At 69.7% G+C, this 16,573-nt stretch carries 21 protein-coding genes; 10 read left to right on the top strand and 11 right to left on the bottom strand.

Going from position 1 to position 16,573, the window contains the following annotated elements; all coding sequences use genetic code 11:
• The first annotated feature begins 56 nt into the window (after positions 1-56).
• From pth to P8627_RS12150, 4 genes are read left to right on the top strand one after another with little or no spacing between them, the layout of a single operon-like run.
• Positions 57-743, top strand: a complete 687-nt coding sequence (gene pth, locus P8627_RS12165) for an aminoacyl-tRNA hydrolase (protein WP_279964388.1) — start codon at positions 57-59, stop codon at positions 741-743.
• Positions 740-1,759 (top strand): DUF2332 domain-containing protein, encoded by a 1,020-nt coding sequence (locus P8627_RS12160; RefSeq protein WP_279964387.1) that lies wholly within the window; start codon positions 740-742, stop codon positions 1,757-1,759. Before pth ends, P8627_RS12160 begins: the two co-directional genes overlap by 4 nt.
• A gap of 58 nt (positions 1,760-1,817) precedes the next feature.
• Positions 1,818-2,972 (top strand): serine hydrolase domain-containing protein, encoded by a 1,155-nt coding sequence (locus P8627_RS12155; RefSeq protein WP_279964386.1) that lies wholly within the window; start codon positions 1,818-1,820, stop codon positions 2,970-2,972.
• Between the two features lie 50 nt (positions 2,973-3,022).
• A complete protein-coding gene (locus P8627_RS12150; protein ID WP_279964385.1) occupies positions 3,023-3,409 on the top strand; it encodes a DUF2237 family protein in 387 nt (128 codons plus the stop codon).
• A gap of 17 nt (positions 3,410-3,426) precedes the next feature.
• Here the strand turns inward: P8627_RS12150 and P8627_RS12145 are convergent, their stop codons facing one another.
• From P8627_RS12145 to trpB, 5 genes are all read right to left on the bottom strand, one after another.
• Positions 3,427-3,915, bottom strand: coding sequence for a hypothetical protein (locus P8627_RS12145; RefSeq protein WP_279964384.1), 489 nt, complete (start codon positions 3,913-3,915; stop codon positions 3,427-3,429).
• A gap of 91 nt (positions 3,916-4,006) precedes the next feature.
• On the bottom strand, positions 4,007-4,483 hold the full coding sequence (locus P8627_RS12140; protein ID WP_279964382.1) for a helix-turn-helix transcriptional regulator: 477 nt from the start codon (positions 4,481-4,483) through the stop codon (positions 4,007-4,009).
• 33 nt (positions 4,484-4,516) lie between these two features.
• Positions 4,517-4,906 (bottom strand): hypothetical protein, encoded by a 390-nt coding sequence (locus P8627_RS12135; RefSeq protein ID WP_279964381.1) that lies wholly within the window; start codon positions 4,904-4,906, stop codon positions 4,517-4,519.
• 69 nt (positions 4,907-4,975) lie between these two features.
• Entirely contained in the window at positions 4,976-5,434 is a 459-nt protein-coding gene (locus P8627_RS12130; RefSeq protein WP_279964380.1) for a PepSY domain-containing protein, read from the bottom strand.
• 128 nt (positions 5,435-5,562) lie between these two features.
• Complete coding sequence (gene trpB / locus P8627_RS12125) at positions 5,563-6,795, bottom strand: tryptophan synthase subunit beta (protein ID WP_279964379.1); 1,233 nt, start codon at positions 6,793-6,795, stop codon at positions 5,563-5,565.
• A gap of 265 nt (positions 6,796-7,060) precedes the next feature.
• On the opposite strand from trpB, the gene rpsA reads away from it, so the two are divergent.
• From rpsA to P8627_RS12105, 4 genes are all read left to right on the top strand, one after another.
• Positions 7,061-8,740 carry a 30S ribosomal protein S1 gene (gene rpsA, locus P8627_RS12120; protein WP_279964377.1) on the top strand — a complete coding sequence of 560 codons (1,680 nt, stop codon included), beginning with the start codon at positions 7,061-7,063 and terminating at the stop codon, positions 8,738-8,740.
• A 268-nt stretch (positions 8,741-9,008) separates the two neighbouring features.
• Positions 9,009-9,293: an integration host factor subunit beta gene (gene ihfB, locus P8627_RS12115; RefSeq protein WP_279964376.1), complete on the top strand. Its 285-nt coding sequence runs from the start codon at positions 9,009-9,011 to the stop codon at positions 9,291-9,293.
• 60 nt (positions 9,294-9,353) lie between these two features.
• The gene (locus P8627_RS12110) at positions 9,354-9,701 is read left to right on the top strand and encodes a LapA family protein (RefSeq protein WP_279964375.1); all 348 of its coding nucleotides are present in this window, start codon (positions 9,354-9,356) and stop codon (positions 9,699-9,701) included.
• Positions 9,702-9,720: 19 nt separating this feature from the next.
• Positions 9,721-10,386, top strand: a complete 666-nt coding sequence (locus tag P8627_RS12105; protein ID WP_279964374.1) for a phosphoribosylanthranilate isomerase — start codon at positions 9,721-9,723, stop codon at positions 10,384-10,386.
• Between the two features lie 4 nt (positions 10,387-10,390).
• On the opposite strand, the gene P8627_RS12100 is transcribed toward P8627_RS12105, so the two are convergent.
• The 5 genes from P8627_RS12100 to P8627_RS12080 all read right to left on the bottom strand — a co-directional run bounded on the left by P8627_RS12100 (position 10,391) and on the right by P8627_RS12080 (position 13,937).
• Positions 10,391-11,080: a dienelactone hydrolase family protein gene (locus P8627_RS12100; protein ID WP_279964373.1), complete on the bottom strand. Its 690-nt coding sequence runs from the start codon at positions 11,078-11,080 to the stop codon at positions 10,391-10,393.
• On the bottom strand, positions 11,080-12,285 hold the full coding sequence (locus tag P8627_RS12095) for a DUF2130 domain-containing protein (RefSeq protein ID WP_279964372.1): 1,206 nt from the start codon (positions 12,283-12,285) through the stop codon (positions 11,080-11,082). Before P8627_RS12095 ends, P8627_RS12100 begins: the two co-directional genes overlap by 1 nt.
• A 57-nt stretch (positions 12,286-12,342) precedes the next feature.
• Positions 12,343-12,846: a hypothetical protein gene (locus P8627_RS12090; RefSeq protein ID WP_279964370.1), complete on the bottom strand. Its 504-nt coding sequence runs from the start codon at positions 12,844-12,846 to the stop codon at positions 12,343-12,345.
• A 78-nt stretch (positions 12,847-12,924) separates the two neighbouring features.
• Positions 12,925-13,539: a (d)CMP kinase gene (locus P8627_RS12085; protein WP_279964369.1), complete on the bottom strand. Its 615-nt coding sequence runs from the start codon at positions 13,537-13,539 to the stop codon at positions 12,925-12,927.
• Positions 13,536-13,937, bottom strand: a complete 402-nt coding sequence (locus P8627_RS12080) for a GFA family protein (protein WP_279964368.1) — start codon at positions 13,935-13,937, stop codon at positions 13,536-13,538. Before P8627_RS12080 ends, P8627_RS12085 begins: the two co-directional genes overlap by 4 nt.
• Positions 13,938-14,026: 89 nt before the next feature.
• Here P8627_RS12080 and P8627_RS12075 point away from each other — a divergent pair, with 89 nt between their 5' ends.
• Together P8627_RS12075 and P8627_RS12070 are read left to right on the top strand one after the other, a co-directional pair.
• Positions 14,027-14,572, top strand: coding sequence for a P-loop NTPase family protein (locus P8627_RS12075; protein WP_279964367.1), 546 nt, complete (start codon positions 14,027-14,029; stop codon positions 14,570-14,572).
• A gap of 75 nt (positions 14,573-14,647) precedes the next feature.
• The gene (locus tag P8627_RS12070) at positions 14,648-15,115 is read left to right on the top strand and encodes a DUF1203 domain-containing protein (RefSeq protein WP_279964366.1); all 468 of its coding nucleotides are present in this window, start codon (positions 14,648-14,650) and stop codon (positions 15,113-15,115) included.
• Between the two features lie 45 nt (positions 15,116-15,160).
• Here P8627_RS12070 and aroA read toward each other — a convergent pair whose 3' ends face one another.
• Positions 15,161-16,495: a 3-phosphoshikimate 1-carboxyvinyltransferase gene (gene aroA / locus P8627_RS12065; protein ID WP_279964365.1), complete on the bottom strand. Its 1,335-nt coding sequence runs from the start codon at positions 16,493-16,495 to the stop codon at positions 15,161-15,163.
• Between the last annotated feature and the right edge of the window lie 78 nt (positions 16,496-16,573).

The following is a 16,573-nucleotide window of genomic DNA, read 5'->3' as shown; positions in this document are numbered from 1 at the left end:
GCCTTGCATCATGGGTCCCGAAATACTCAAATCCCCTATCTCGGAAGGAATCTGCCATGCAGCTCTGGGTGGGCCTGGGCAATCCGGGCGGCAAATACGCGGGCAACCGGCACAATATTGGGTTCATGGCGCTGGATCGCATCGCCGCGGACCACGGGGCCACGCCGTGGCGCACGAAGTTCCAGGCCGATCTCGCCGAGGTCCGGTTCGGCTCCGAGAAGGTCTGGCTGCTGAAACCGGGCACCTTCATGAACCTCTCGGGCCAGTCCGTGGGCGAGGCGATGCGCTTCCACAAGCTGGAACCGGGCGACGTCACCGTCTTCCACGACGAGCTCGATCTCGCGCCGGGCAAGGTGCGGCTCAAGCAGGGGGGCGGGCATGCCGGGCATAACGGGCTGCGCTCCATCCACCAGCATATCGGGCCCGATTACGCGCGCGTCCGCCTCGGGATCGGGCATCCGGGCCACAAGGATCGCGTCTCGGGATACGTCCTGTCGGATTTCGCGAAGGGCGAGGCCGAGATGCTGGACGACCTGCTGCGCGGCATCGCCGAGGGCGCACCGAAGCTGGCCCAGGGCGATGGCGGGGGCTTCCTGAACGCGATCGCCCTGCGCACCGCGCCCGCACGGTCCTCGAGGACTCCGAAAACCCCGCCCGAGGCGCCGAGGGCGACCGAGCCCCGGCCGGAGCCCGTGGAGAAGGCCCTCTCGCCCCTGCAGCGCCTCGCGGCGCGGTTCCGGTGAGGCTGACCGAGGCCTTCCGGGACCAGGCGGTCCATTGCGAGGGTCTCGGCTCGCCCTTCATGGCGCAGCTGATGCGCGTGCTCGCCGATCACCTGACCGCCGATCACGGCCATGTCTCCGAGAAGCTCTTCGCCTGGCCCGGTGACGTGAGCCCGCGCGGCGCCTCGCTACCGCTGCGGATCGCCGGCGGACTGCACGCGATGCAGCTGCGCGGCTATTCCCCGCTCGACACGGTCTATCCGCCGATGGAGGTGGATGACGACGCGCTCTGGTCGGCGGTCTCGGACGCGCTCCATGCGGGCGCGGCCTTCCTGATGGAATTCGTCGACGCCCCGCCGCAGACCAACGAGCTGCGCCGCGCCGCGACCTTCCGCGCCGCGGGCCACTGGCTGACGGCCCGATACGGCCTGCCGCTGGAGCTCTGCGAGCTGGGCGCCTCGGCCGGGCTGAACCTGAACTGGGACCAGTATGCGCTGCGCGCCGGGGATGCCGTCTTCGGCCCCGACCCGGCTGTCCTGACGCTCTCGCCCGAATGGCGGGGTCCCTTGCCGGCCGCGGTCGAGCCGGAGGTCTCAGCCCGCAGCGGCGTCGATCTCGCCCCGCTGTCCCCCGTCTCGGACCGTCTGCGACTGCTGGCCTATCTCTGGCCCGACCAGCCGGACCGCCGGGCCCTGACCCTCGCCGCGCTAACCCTGCCACCCGCCCCCGTCGATGCGGGCGACGCCGCGGATTGGCTGGAGGCCCTGGCCCCCCATGCGCCGGGCACCTGCCGGATGATCTGCAACTCGGTCGCCTGGCAGTATTTCCCGCGCATGGTGCAGGTCCGCGCCCGCGCCGCAATCGACCGGCTGGGGGACGCGGCGACGCCCGATGCGCCGCTCGCGCATTTCGCGATGGAAGCCGACGGCGCGACGCCCGGCGCGGGGCTGCGGGTGACCACCTGGCCCGGAGGGCGGACGCTCGATGCCGGGCGGACGGATTTCCACGGGCGCTGGATCGACTGGCGTCTGACGTAGCGGCAGCGCTGGACGCGGCGCGCCCGGCATGGTGATTTCCGCGCCGGGAGGATCGGGCATGTGGCATTGGCTGAAACGCATCGGTATCGCGCTTCTGGCGCTGGTCGTGCTGGCCGGCGGCGCGGCGGTCTGGAAACGCGAGGAGATCGGGCGGCTCATGGCCGTGAACTCGCTCTTCGCGCCCGAGAAGATCGTCGCGAATTTCTCGAACATGGACCTTGCCTTCCTGAACCTGCCCCTGACCGAGGGTCCGGGCGCCCCGCTGCCCCGCGGCGCCGATATCCCCCTGCCCGACGGCGCCGAGGCCTGGATCGCCGAGCGCGACATCACCGCGCTGATCGTCCTGCATGACGGCGCGGTCACGCATGAGAGCTACCACCTCGGGACCGGGCCGGACGACCTTCGGATCAGCTGGTCGGTGGCCAAGTCCTTCCTGTCGCTGCTGACTGGCATCCTGGTCGCGGACGGCGCGCTGACGCTGGACGACGCGGTGACCGACCACGCCCCGGACCTCGCCGGGACCGCCTATGACGGGGCCACGGTCGAGGACGTGCTGCAGATGGAAAGCGGCGTGGCCTTCGACGAGGATTATTTCGACCCCGACAGCGACATCAACCGGATGGGGCGCGTGATCGCGCTGGGCGGCGCGCTGGATGCCTTCACCGCCGAGCTGCAGGAGCGCGTCCGCGGCCCGGGCGAGGCGATGCAATACGTCTCGATCGACACGCATGTCCTGGGCATGGTGCTGCGCGGCGCGACGGGCCGGTCCATTCCCGACCTGATGGCCGAGAAGCTGGCCCGGCCGATGGGCCTTGGCCCCGCCTATTACGTCACCGATGGGGTCGGCGCGGCCTTCGTCCTGGGCGGGCTCAACATGGCGACGCGCGACTACGCCCGCATGGGGCTGCTGGTCGAGCAGATGGGCCGGATCGGCGGCAAGCAGGTCGTACCCGCCGATTGGGTCGCGAAATCCACCCTGCCCTCGGCCCGGACCGCGCCCGGCAAGATGCGCTACGGCTACCAGTGGTGGATGCCCCGCGACGCGAAGCGCGGCGAGGTGATGGCGCAAGGCGTCTACGGCCAGTTCGTCTATATCGACCGGACCCGCGACGTGGTCATCGCGGTCAACGGCGCCGATCTCGGCTTCCGCCGGGACGGCGTGTCGGAGGCCAATATCGAGATGTTCCGCCGCATCGCCGCCGCGCAGCGCTGACAGGTGCGCGGGACGGGCTAGGTTGTGGCGTAACCGACGCGGAGGACGACATGACCCAGACCCATCCCGGACAGGCGGCCTCGCGCAATGTTCTGGGCGAGACGCTGCAGCCCTGCTCGACCGACCCGATGACCGGCTTCTTTCGCGACGGATGCTGCAACACCGGGCCGATGGATAGCGGTCAGCACACGGTCTGCGCGGTGATGACGGCGGAGTTCCTGGCGCATTCGAAATACCTGGGCAACGATCTCAGCACGCCGCGTCCGGAATTCGCCTTCCCGGGCCTCAAGCCCGGCGACCGCTGGTGTCTTTGCGCCGCGCGGTTCCTGCAGGCGCATGAGGAAGGCGTCGCGCCGCGGGTCGCTCTGTCGGCCACGCATGAGCGGGCGCTGGACGTGGTGCCGGAAGACATCCTGCGGCACCACGCATTGTCGTGAACTGACGGGCGGCCGGCTCAGCCCTTCTTGCCGTTGCCGTTGCCGCCGCCGTTCCCTCCGCCATTGCCGCCGCCGTTTCCGCCGCCATTGCCGCCGCCGCGATTGCCGCCATTGCCACGACCGGCGGACGGATTCCGCTCGGCCCGGGCGGCCTCGCGCTCGGCGCGGCGTTCGGCATTGCGGAGATGACGCTCCAGCGCGTTCTCGATCCCCTTAAGCCCCGGATGCGCGGACGCGGCCGCGCCATCCTCGCCGAATTCGCCCTCGACGGCCAGCTTGCCGGAGAACTTGTCGTAGACGACCAGCAGCGACTCGGTGCCCTTCGTCAGCGTGTACTCGGTCGAGGTTATCCGGTCGCGGATGCTGACCTGCTCGAAGCCCTCCTCGGCCGCCATTTCGACGACCTCTTCGGTCACGATGTCCCCGGTCGTCTCCTGCGCCATGGCGGGGCCTGTGGCCAGCGCGAGCGCGGCGAGAAGGCTCAGTCGGGTCGGTGTCTTGGGCATTCGGTTTCCTTTCCTTGCTCCGCGCAAGACGCCGCAAGACTCTGCCCGAATTGTGTCATCGCGGTGGAAACCTCGTGCAACGGACCGGGGCTCAGGGGCGCGCCTCCATCAGATCCTCCACGAACAGGCTGACGAGCTGTGCGCGGCTCGACACACCGGCCTTGCGGTAGATCGCGGCGCTCTGCGCCTTCACCGTGCCCTCGGAGGTGCCGCGCAGCCGCGCGATATCGCTCAGCGCCTGACCCTTCAGCGCGAAAAGCGCGACGTCGCGCTCGGCGGGCGTCAGGCCCCAATCCTCGAAGCGCGTCTCGACCAGTTCCATGAAGGCCCCCGACGCGGCCTCGAAGCGCTGCTCGGCCTTCCTGCGGCGGCGTTCGGACTGACGCAGCGCCAGCGCGCCGAGGATCGTGCCGAGCACGAGCCCGACCGCCGCGCCGATCTCGATCAATTCGCGCACGCTCCAGGCCAGCGGCACGGCGCGCAGCCCCAGCACGCCCACGAGGATGTCGGACACGAAGACCGCGGCACAGGCGGCCTGCACGGTGACGAGGCCGAGGAGGATCAGCATGTTCCGCCTCATCGACCGGGGCGGTCCGTGCCGTCAGTCATCCGAGCCGTCGTCGGAGCCGTCATCCGAGCCATCGTCAGAGCCGTCATCCGAAGCGTCTTCGCCGCCCCCGGCGCCGTCATCGCTGTCATCTTCGCGGCCGCGACCGTCGCCGTCGGCACGGCGCACGCGGCGCAGGTAGTCGCGCAGCAACTCGCCGGTGCGGGGGTCGATGACGATCTCGCGCAGGCGGTCCTCGTCGCGCGCGACGATCCGGATCCGGCCCAGCAGCGTGCGCCCGATCGTGATCTCGTCGTAGCCCTCCGCCTGCAGCTGGTCGACGAATCCCTGCGAGACCTGCGCATGCGCCTGCGGGCCCAGGGTCAGGGCGAGGGTCAGCACCCCCGCCCGAACGGCGCGCGACAGGCCGGGCTTCATCGCCACGGCCCCACGCGTCCGAGGGGGGCGGACGGGCCGCCCCCCGATCCGGCGGCGCGCCGGACCCGTCGCGGATCAGTCGTCGCTCGAGTCGTCATCCGAGCCGTCATCGCCGCCGCTGTCGTCGCTTCCGTCATCGCTGTCATCATCGCTTGCGTCGTCGTCGCTGTCATCCTCGCTCGCGTCGTCGCTGGCATCGTCGCTCATGTCGTCGAGCTCGTTGCCACCCGCATCGAGGAAATCGCGCGACGCGTTGCCGATCTCGATGCCCTCGAGGCCCAGCTCGGAGGCGTCGGCCTGTCCCAGCTCCTGCTTGAGGATCGAGCCGGTCGTGTTGTCGTAGATGACCTCCAGCCGCGATGCGCCGTCCAGCGCCTCGACCTTGGTCTGCGTCAGGCCGTTCTCGATCTCGATATACTCGTAGCCCTTGGACTCGAGATCGGCGATGATCTGGTCGTTGAAGCTCTGGGCCCAGGCGGGGGCGCCCGCGAACAGCCCGATCATGCCGGCGAGGGGGAGGGTCGTCTTGATCATGTTGCGCTCCTGGTTTCGCGTTCGAAGTGAAGCGACGAAAGCGCAGGACCGCCCGCCGGTCCATCGGCGAGCGGTTTAGCCCGGCCATTCAAACCCCTGTGCAGGCGATCTAAACCCCGGTTGATGGATCAGATCGCGCCGGACATGTCCCAGCCCAGCGCCTTGGCGACGGTGAAGATGTCCTTGTCGCCGCGACCGCACATGTTCATGCAGATGATGTGATCGGACGGCAGGTCCGGCGCGATCTTCATGACATGGGCCAGCGCGTGGCTCGGCTCGAGCGCGGGGATGATCCCCTCCATCTCGCAGCAGAGCTGAAACGCCTCCAAAGCCTCGGTATCGGTGATCCAAACATATTCGGCCCGCCCGGTATCGTGCAGCCAGGAATGCTCCGGACCGATTCCCGGATAGTCGAGCCCCGCGGAGATCGAGAAGCCTTCGAGGATCTGGCCGTCATCGTCCTGCAGAAGATAGGTTCGGTTGCCGTGCAGCACGCCCGGCCGTCCGCCGGTGAGCGAGGCGCAATGCTCCATCTTCTCGTTCACGCCCTTGCCGCCCGCCTCGACGCCGATGATGCGGACCTCCGTGTCGTCGAGAAACGGGTAGAACAGGCCCATCGCGTTCGACCCGCCGCCGATCGCGGCGATGATCGTGTCGGGCAGCCGGCCCTCGGCCTCCTGGAGCTGCGCCTTGGCCTCCTTGCCGATGATCGCCTGGAAGTCGCGAACCATCGCCGGATAGGGATGCGGCCCCGCCACCGTGCCGATGCAGTAGAAGGTATCCGCCACGTTGGTCACCCAGTCGCGCAGCGCGTCGTTCATCGCATCCTTCAGCGTGCCGCGCCCCGAGGTGACGGGAATGACCTCCGCCCCCAGCAGCTTCATGCGGAACACGTTGGGCGCCTGCCGCTCGACGTCATGGGCGCCCATGTAGACCACGCATTTCAGACCGAACTTGGCGCAGACGGTGGCGGTGGCCACGCCGTGCTGGCCCGCGCCCGTCTCGGCGATGATCCGCGTCTTGCCCATGCGACGGGCGAGGATGATCTGGCCCAGCACGTTGTTGATCTTGTGCGCGCCCGTGTGGTTCAGCTCGTCGCGTTTGAGATAGATCTTGGCGCCGCCCAGCCGTTCGGTCAGGCGCTCGGCGAAATACATCGGGCTGGGACGGCCCACGTAATGCGTCCAGAGATCGTGCATCTCGGCCCAGAAGCTGTCGTCGGTCTTTGCGTGCTCGTATTGCCGCTCGAGCTCGAGGATCAGCGGCATCAGCGTCTCGGAGACGAAGCGCCCGCCGAAATCGCCGAAGCGGCCGTTCTCGTCGGGGCCGGTCATGAAGCTGTTGAGAAGATCGTCGGGCATGGTCGCTCCCCCGGTTGCGCGAGGCACGGTCTATCGAGGCCCGCCCGGCGCGGCAACGGGCGATGCGTCGCGGGCCGGGCTCCGCCGACCGGGGCGGTTTCGCTTGCGGATCGGGCGCATTTCCCATAATCCACGCGCGTCATCCGACAGCGCGATCCGGATTGCGGCCCATGCCGCGCCCGCCCGCTTTCACCCGACCAACCCAAAGACCGGCGGAGACAACCGCACGGCCAGTCAAATGCAAAGATAGGAAACCAACCGCCACATGGCACAGAACGCATCCATGGAGGAATTCGAGGCCCTCCTTAACGAAAGCCTCGAAATCGACACGCCGTCCGAAGGCAGCGTCGTCAAGGGCAAGGTCATCGCCATCGAGGCGGGCCAGGCCATCATCGATGTCGGCTACAAGATGGAAGGCCGCGTCGATCTGAAGGAATTCGCACAGCCCGGTGAAGCGCCCGAGATCGAAGTGGGCGACGAGGTCGAGGTCTACCTGCGCAACGTCGAGAACGCGCGCGGCGAAGCCGTCATCAGCCACGAGATGGCCCGCCGCGAGGCCGCCTGGGACCGCCTGGAAGAAGCCTACGGCAAGGAAGAGCGCGTCGAAGGCGCTATCTTCGGCCGCGTCAAAGGCGGCTTCACCGTCGATCTCGGCGGCGCCGTGGCCTTCCTGCCCGGCAGCCAGGTCGATGTCCGCCCCGTGCGCGACGCGGGCCCCTTGATGGGTCTCAAGCAGCCCTTCCAGATCCTCAAGATGGATCGCCGCCGCGGCAACATCGTCGTCTCGCGCCGCGCCATCCTGGAAGAGAGCCGCGCTGAACAGCGCGCCGAGGTCATCTCGAACCTGGCCGAGGGTCAGAATGTCGACGGCGTGGTCAAGAACATCACCGAATACGGTGCGTTCGTCGACCTGGGCGGCGTCGACGGCCTGCTGCACGTCACCGACATGGCCTGGCGCCGGGTCAACGACCCGCGCGAGATCCTGTCGATCGGCGAGACGGTCAAGGTGCAGGTCATCAAGATCAACAAGGAAACCCACCGTATCAGCCTCGGCATGAAGCAGCTGCAGGATGATCCGTGGGATACCGTGATCGCCAAGTATCCGCTGGATTCGGTGCATACCGGCCGCGTCACCAACATCACCGATTACGGCGCCTTCGTGGAACTGGAGCCGGGGGTCGAGGGGCTGGTCCACGTCTCCGAGATGTCCTGGACCAAGAAGAACGTTCATCCCGGCAAGATCGTCTCCACCTCGCAGGAAGTGGAAGTCATGGTGCTGGAGATCGACACCGCCAAGCGTCGCGTGTCGCTGGGCCTCAAGCAGACCATGCGCAACCCGTGGGAGGTCTTTGCCGAGACCCATCCCGAGGGCACGCAGGTCGAGGGCGAGGTCAAGAACATCACCGAGTTCGGCCTCTTCGTGGGTCTGCCCGGCGATATCGACGGCATGGTTCACCTGTCGGACCTGACCTGGGAAGGCCGGGGCGAGGACGTCATCGGCGACTATCGCAAGGGCGATATCGTCAAGGCGGTCGTCTCCGAGGTCGACACCGAGAAGGAGCGGATCTCGCTCTCGATCAAGGCGGCCGACGGCGATCCCTATGCGGAAGCCATCGGCGGCGTGAAGCGCGGCTCGATCATCACCGTCGAGGTGACGAAGATCGAGGATGGCGGCATCGAGGTGGAGTATGAGGGTATGAAATCCTTCATCCGCCGCTCCGACCTGGCCCGCGACCGCGCCGACCAGCGCCCCGAGCGCTTCCAGCCCGGTGACAAGATCGACGTTCGCGTGACCAACGTGAACGCGAAGGATCGCCGTCTGGGCCTGTCGATCAAGGCGCGCGAAATCGCCGAAGAGAAGGAAGCCGTCGAGCAATTCGGCTCCTCCGATTCGGGCGCGTCGCTGGGCGACATCCTTGGCGCGGCGCTCAAGGGCGACGAGTAAGCCTCAGCGCCATCCCGACGACATGCGAAAGGGGCCCCTCGGGGCCCCTTTCCGCTTACGTTGGGTCGATTCCCCGACTGATCGCTATGTCATCCGACATGCATTTCGCAGAGTTTGCGAGCCGGTTTTCCGGAGAATTCCACCCGAGGCGGCGATTTTCGCAGCGATTTCCGTCTGATCCCTTTTCGAAATGCGCATTTGCGCGTTATAGCAGGACACACCTGCTTCGAAGACGTCCGCGAAGCGACGCCGCAGGGAGGGGATGGACATGATACGATCGGAACTGATCCAGAAAGTGGCGGATGAGAATCCGCATCTCTATCAGCGCGACGTCGAGAAGATCGTCTCGACGATCTTCGACGAGATCACCGGGGCGCTCGCCTCGGGCGATCGCGTGGAGCTGCGCGGCTTCGGCGCCTTTTCCGTCAAGCAGCGCGACGCCCGCGTGGGCCGCAATCCGCGCACCGGCGAACCCGTCCAGGTCGAGGAGAAACACGTGCCGTTCTTCAAGGCCGGCAAGCTTCTGCGCGACCGTCTGAACGACAAGGCCTGATCCGGGCCGGCAGCGCGTGCGATCTGGACAGCACGGCGGGGCCCGGCTAGGTCGGATGGCATGACGTTCCTGCGCTATCTCTTCCTGGGCCTGCTGGCCTTCGTTCTGCTGGTCCTGGCGCTTGCCAATCGGCAGATGGTTACCCTGCGGCTGGTGCCCGAGGGTCTGTCGGACTTCGTGGGCTTCGGCACCGGGCCGACGCTGCCGATGTTCGTGGTCATCCTGCTCTCCGTCGCGATCGGCCTGCTGATCGGCTTCACCTGGGAATGGCTGCGCGAGCACAAGCACCGCGCCGAGGCCCGTGCCGAGCGGGCCAAGAAGGAACGTCTCGAGAAAGAGCTGGCCCGGACCCGCGCGACGGCCTCCGACGAGGACGAGGTTCTGGCGCTTCTCGACGGCCCGCGCTGACCGCGATGGATCCCACCCGATGCTGCGCGTGACCCGGCCCGCCGGCGACGTCCGCGCCAAAATCTGCGGGCTCAGGCAGGCGGCCGATGTCGCGGCCTGCGCCGAGGCCGGCGCCGCCTATATGGGGCTCGTCTTCTTTCCGAAATCGCCGCGGCATGTCGAGATCGACGCGGCCCGGGCGCTGGCGCTGGCCGCGCCGGTGGGGCTGGCCAAAGTCGCCCTCGTGGTGGATGCCGACGACGCGGCGCTCGACGCGATCACCCAAGCGGTGCCGCTCGACATGCTGCAGCTTCACGGTGCCGAGACTCCCGAGCGCGTCGCCGAGATCCGCACGCGCTTCGGCCTGCCGGTGATGAAGGCCGTGGGGCTGCGCGACGCGGGCGACCTGCCCGCGATCATCGACTACGAAGCTGTGGCCGACCAGATCCTGGTCGACGCCAAGCCGCCCGAAGGCGCCGAGCTGCCGGGCGGCAACGGGGTGGGGTTCGACTGGCGCCTGATCGCGGGCCGCGACTGGGCCAAGCCCTGGATGCTGGCCGGCGGCCTGACCCCCGAAAACGTGGCCGAGGCCGTGCGCCTGACCGGGGCGCGGCAGGTCGACGTCTCCTCCGGCGTCGAGAGCGCCCCCGGCGTCAAGGACCCCGCGAAGATCGCAACCTTCTGCGCGGCGCTCGCGACGGCCTGACGCCTCAGCCCATCAGCTTCTCGGCCAGGAAAGCCTCCACCGCCGCCCAGGTCCGGCGCGCCGACGCCTCCTGATAGCCCATGCCGCCGCCATCGCCGGGCAGCGCGGGATTGGTGAAGGCATGTCCCGTCTGCCCGAAGGCCAGCGCGTGCCAATCGGGCGAGTGGTCCTCCAGCTCGGCGGCCAGGGCTTCGAATTCGGCGGGCTTCGCCAGCGGATCGTTCCAACCGTGGCACAGCAGGACCGGCGGCATCGCGCGCGTCGCGAAATCCGGTCGGTCGTAAACGCCGTGGATCGACACGGCCGCGTCCAGATGCCCGGCGCGGCCGAGGTCCAGCACGGCCTTCGCGCCGAAGCAGAACCCCATCGCGCCCACCCGCCCGTCGGCCCAGCCGCGAACCGTCTGCAACGCGGCCTCGCTCCGGCGCAGCAGCGCGGCGCGGTCGTTCTGCAAGGGGGCCATGGCCTCGCCCGCCTCCTCCATGCTGTCGGTGGTCCAGCCGTCGCCGTAATAATCCGCCCCCAGCACGGCATAGCCCATCGCCGCAAAGCGGTCGCATTGCGCCATCTCGAATTCGCGCAGCCCCATGAAGGCCGGCACGACCAGAACCGCCGCGCCGTTCGGGCTGTCAGGCATGGCGCGATAGCCGCGCAGCGTCCTGCCGTCGCCTTCGTAATCGAACCGTTCGCCCATCACTCGCCCTCCTCCAGAAGTTGCGGCTCCAGCGCCTCGATCTCGGCGATGGCCGCGCCCGCGATGCCGCGCACGTCGCCATACATGCCCATCATCGCCTCGATCGCCTTGTCGAGCTGCTTCTCGCGCATCGCCCATTGCGCCGTCATCTGTTTCTTCTCGCGGCGCAGCGCGTCCTGCATAGCCTCGAAGGGCTCGACCACGGCCTCGATCCGGCCGCGAAACTGCGGCCCGGTCAGGTAGTCGTACAGCATCTGCGTCTTCGTCGCCTGCCCCTCGCGCGCGCCCTTGGCCTCGGCCATCTTCGTCAGGCCCTCGCGCAGCGCGTGGGCCAGCGGCACGGCGAAGCGCGGCGCGCAGACCCAGACCCCGTCGACAAGAGCGAAGTTCTCGGCCCCCTCGGGCCGCGCCTCGGACACCAGGACGGCCACGTCGGCGCCCGCCCCGCGCATGTCGTCGCGCAGCTTGGGCAGCCAATCCTTGGACCAGTTCGCGGCGCGCTTCGACTCCCAGATGATCGTGCCCGCCCCGGACACGCGCTGCAGGCAATCGGCCCCGCGGACCCCCTTCCCCACCGGCTCGATCGCGTCGGCGGGGAAGGCGCGACCCAACTGGTCCTCGAGCACGATCTCCGCCGCCTCGCCCTGCCGCTGCTGGCTGCCTTGTTCGATCTTGCGGTTGAGCATGTCGATCTGGCGGCGCAGCACGTCCATCTGCTGGTCCTTCTCAGCGAGCTTCAGCGCCTGCGCCGCCTGCGCGGCCTGCAGCCGCTCGGCCGCCAGCGCCTCGGCTTCGGCGGCGAGCTTCTTGCGGGCGATCTCGGTGGCGGCGGCGACCTGTTTCTGGATCTCCAGATCCATCTCGCGCTCGCGCTCGCGCAGCTGCGCCTCGCGGCGCAGGGCCTCGGCCTGCGCCTTCTGCGCCTCGGCCAACTTGGCCTCGCGCGCTAGGCCTTGCCGCTTCAGCTCCGCCATCTCGGCATCGCGGGCCTGCGCGGCCTCCTGCAGCTCGGCCAGACGCGCCGCCTGCGCCGCTTCCGCAGCCGCGGCGGCGGCGGTCTCGATCGCCTGCTTCTGCGCAGCCAGCGCCTGTTTCTGACGCGCCTCGGCCTCGACGCGGGTCCGCTCCAAGAGCGGGCCGGCCAGGGATTCGGTCAGGGGCACGTCGGCCCCGCAATCGGGGCATGTAATCTTGGGGTCGCTCATGCGCGGCAGGCTGCCCCAGCCCGACCAGCGAAACAAGAGGAGAACATGGGCCGGGCGTCAGAGGTCGCGGCCACGCTCCTGCAGGCGGTCGAGAAGCTTGCGCTGCTCGTCCCGGCTGTCGCCGCGCCCGAACTGCAGCGCGCCCGAGCTGTAGAGCGTGCCGTAGGTCAGGGCCGCGTTCACCGTCTGCCCGATCCCGTCGATCAGCTGCGGCCCGGACAAGGCGCCTAGCGGATGCAGGTAGACGGCCCAGAGCCGCCCCTCAGCCACGGCGTAGCGCGCGTCGAGCGCGCTGTCGAAATTGGCCTGAAGCATGCGCAGAAGCTCCGCCTCCGACAGCCCGTCGATCAGCCGGATGGGCACCATCGCCCGCATCCGGTCGGCCCGCGCATCGGTGACGATCAGCACCGGCACGTCCTCGACAGTGAAGCGAAAGGCCCCGCCGGCCCGCTCCATATCCGGGTCGAGCGCCAGCAGGATCGTCTCCATCCGGTCGAGCGTCATCTGCTGCGCCTGCGCGGGCGCGGCGAGGAGAAGCAGGATGGCGAGGATACGCAGCATGGGCCGGGCCTCCGGTCGGAGCCCCAGCCTAGGCCGCGGGCGCCCGCACGGCCAAGACACGAGGCGGTGAAGCCGGGCCTAGCCCGCGGGCAGACGCGCCTTGACCAGCGCCAGCGCCGCCTCCAGCGCCGCCTCGACGCTCATCTCGGAGGTGTCCAGCACCACCGCGTCCTCCGCCGCGGCCAGGGGCGCGTCGGCGCGGTTCGTGTCGCGGGCGTCCCGCGCCTTCACATCCGCGAGGACGGCGTCTCGCGTGCAGGTGGGATCGCTCTGGACGAGTTCGAGATAGCGCCGTTCGGCCCGAACCTCGGGCGTGGCGGTGACGAAGAGCTTGGCCTCCGCTTCCGGGCAGATGACGGTGCCGATATCGCGCCCGTCGAGCACCGCGCCGCCCTCGCGGCGGGCGATGCGGCGCTGGAACTCCAGAAGCGCCGCACGCACCTCGGGGATCGCGGCCACGCGACTGGCGGCCTGCGCGACGGGCGCGCTGCGCAGCCCCTCGGCATGCAGATCCTCGGGCCGCAGGGCGCGCGCGGCGGCGATGGCCTCGCCCCCCGCGAGGACCTTGGCGCCGACCGCGCGGTAGAGAAGCCCGGTGTCGAGATGCGCGAAGTCGAAGCGATGCGCCAGCGCGCGCCCGATCGTGCCCTTCCCCGACGCAGCCGGCCCGTCGATCGCCACGGTGAAGATCATGCCTCCATCTCCGGCCCCGACCGCCCGGCGACCCAGCGCGGCAGCCCGTCGCCCAGCCGGTAGTAGTCGCCCGCATCGGCGCAAAAGACATGGCCGTCCATCGCGAGCCCCGTCGGCGCATCCAGCGTGCCCGCCATCAGATAGGCGAGCCCATCCCCCTCCTCCCAGATCAGGGACGAGCCACAGGTGCCGCAAAACCCCCGCCGCGCGCCGGGCGAGGCGGCGTACCACGTCAACGCGCCGGTCAGGCGCAGCGCGTCCCAGGGCACCGGCAGCGCGGCGACGTGATGGCCGGTCCATTTGCGGCATTGCGTGCAGTGGCAACCGGTCACCGGTCCCATCTCTTGATCGGTCTCGTAGCGGATGGCCCCGCAAAGGCAGCTTCCGGTCCGGGTCATGGCGTCGTCTCCCCTGGCTGCCCTTCTGCTAGCCGGACGCGACGGGCGCGTCCACTTGACCGCGGCGCCGCCGGCGCGAGGATCGGGACATGCGGCGCGTGATGATCATCGGCCAGCCCGGGTCCGGCAAATCGACCTTCGCCCGCGCGATGGGCGCGCTGACCTTCTTGCCCGTCTACCATGTCGACCGCATCCACTGGCAATCGGGCTGGATCGCGCGCCCGCGCGCCGAGACGACGCGTCTCTGCGCGGCGATCGAAGCCAAGCCCGCCTGGATCTTCGAGGGCGGGCATTCCGCCACCTGGCACAACCGGCTGGCGCGGGCGGACACGCTGATCTGGCTGGACCTGCCGGTCGGCGCGCGGCTGGGGCGCATCGCGCGGCGAACGGTGCGATGGTGGGGCCGGACCCGCCCCGACCTGCCCGATGGCTGCCCAGAGCAGATGAGCCTGGCGTTCTGGCGCTATGTCTGGCGGACCCGCGCGACCGGCCGGGCGCGCTGCGCAGAGCTCATGGCCCGGGCGGGGCCCGGCCACGCGATCCATCACCTAGAGGGTGCGCGCGCCGCGCGGTCCTATCTCGCGGCGCTGCGTCGGGCGGTGGCGGTCGGCAACCTCGGGATCCCACATCGCTGACGGTTGCGCAGGATCCGGGTCGCGCGGGCCGGAGGCCGGCGCGACGATCAGCGGACCACGAACGAGGACCCCGCCATGGCCTTCCGGATCCATCCGCTGCCCGCTGCGCCCTTCGCCGATCTCTTCGTGCTCGAGGACGGCGCGCTTGCCGCGCGCAATGCCCGCCGCGTCACCGTGACCGAAAAACCCGGCGCCCCCTGCCGCATCAGCCTGGAAGATGCCGAGCCGGGCGAGGACGTGCTGCTGGTGAACCACATGCATCTGGACGCCGCGTCGCCCTACCGCGCCTGCCACGCGATCTACGTGCGCCGCGGCGTCGCCCCCGCCCGACCCGCGCGCGGCGCGGTGCCCGACAGCATCGCGTCGCGCTATCTGGCGCTTCGCGCGCTCGATGCCGATGGCATGATCCGCGACGCCGCGCTGACGCCCGGGGCCGAGGCCGCCGAAACCCTCGAGCGGTTCCTGTCCGACCCGATGGTCGAGCAGGTCCACATCTACTACGCCGCCCGCGGCTGCTACGCCGCACGCGCCACGCGGGCCTGAGGGCGGGGCGTCACCGCGCCGGCGATCCGTCGAACGCGCGCGGGATCAGGAGAAGGTCGCACCCAGCGCGGTCATCAGGTCCCGGAAGATCGGGAAGCTGGTAGCGATGGGGCCGGCATCGTCGACCGTCACCGGCTTCTGCGAGGCCATCCCGAGGATCAGGAAGGACATGGCGATCCGGTGGTCGAGATGCGTGGCCGCGGTGATGCCGCCGGTCACGCCGCCGGGGCCGCGGCCCTCCACCTTCCACCAGTCGGCGCCGTCGCGCACGGTGACCCCGGCGTCGCGGAGGCCGGTGGCCATCGCGTCGATCCGGTCGCTCTCCTTGACGCGCAGCTCCTTGACGCCGCGCATCACGGTCGTGCCCTCGGCATTCGCCGCCACGACCGAGAGGATCGGATATTCGTCGATCATCGAGGCTGCGCGCTCGGGCGGCACCTCAATCCCCTTCATCGCGGGCGAGAAGCGGGCGCGCAGGTCGGCCACGGGCTCGCCGCCCTCCTCGCGCGCGTTCTCGTAGGTCAGGTCCGCACCCATGTCGCGCAGCGTCTCGAACAGGCCCGCGCGGGTGGGGTTAAGCCCGATATTCGGCACCAGCACATCCGAGCCGGGCACGATCAGCGCCGCGCAGACCGGGAAGGCCGCGCTGGACGGGTCGCGGGGCACGACGATGGTCTGCGGCCGCAGCTCCGGCTGACCGGTCAGGGCGATGACGCGGCCCTCGGATGTGTCCTCGACCGTGATCTCGGCGCCGAAGCCGCGCAGCATCCGCTCGGAATGGTCGCGCGTCGCCTCGCGCTCGATCACCACGGTCTCGCCCGGCGCGTTCAGCCCCGCCAGAAGCACCGCCGACTTCACCTGCGCCGACGGCACGGGCGTGACGTAGCGCACCGGGACCGGCTCGGCCGCGCCGACGACGGTCATCGGCAGCCGCCCGCCCGAGCGGCCATAGGCCCGCGCGCCGAACAGCGCCAGCGGGTCGGTCACGCGCGCCATGGGGCGCGAGCGCAGGCTCGCGTCGCCGGTATAGGTCACGGCGAAGCCATGGGTGGCGGCGGCCCCCATCAGAAGCCGGACGCCGGTGCCCGAATTGCCGCAATCGATGACGTCCTCGGGCTCGGCCAGGCCGCCGGTGCCGACGCCGTGGATCACCCAGGTGTCGCCCTGCTTCTCGACCTGCGCGCCGAAGGCTCGCATCGCGCGCCCGGTGTCGAGCACGTCCTGGCCCTCTAGAAGACCGGTCACCCGGGTCTCGCCCACCGTCATCGCGCCGAGGATCAGGCTGCGGTGGCTGATCGACTTGTCGCCCGGCACATGCGCCGTGCCCGTCAGCGGGCCCGCGGCGGCGGCGGTCAGGGGGGTGGCGGGGCCGTGGCTCATGGCGCTCTCCGGGGCGTGGTGCGCGCAGGGCATAGACCGGGGCGCCGGGCACGTCCACCGGGCTGTGCAGCGGACGTC

The organism is Jannaschia sp. GRR-S6-38, from assembly GCF_029853695.1.
GTDB classification, from domain to species: Bacteria; Pseudomonadota; Alphaproteobacteria; order Rhodobacterales; family Rhodobacteraceae; genus Jannaschia; species Jannaschia ovalis.
Note: the sequence above shows the minus strand (reverse complement) of the source record. Positions and strands in the feature narration are given on the sequence as shown.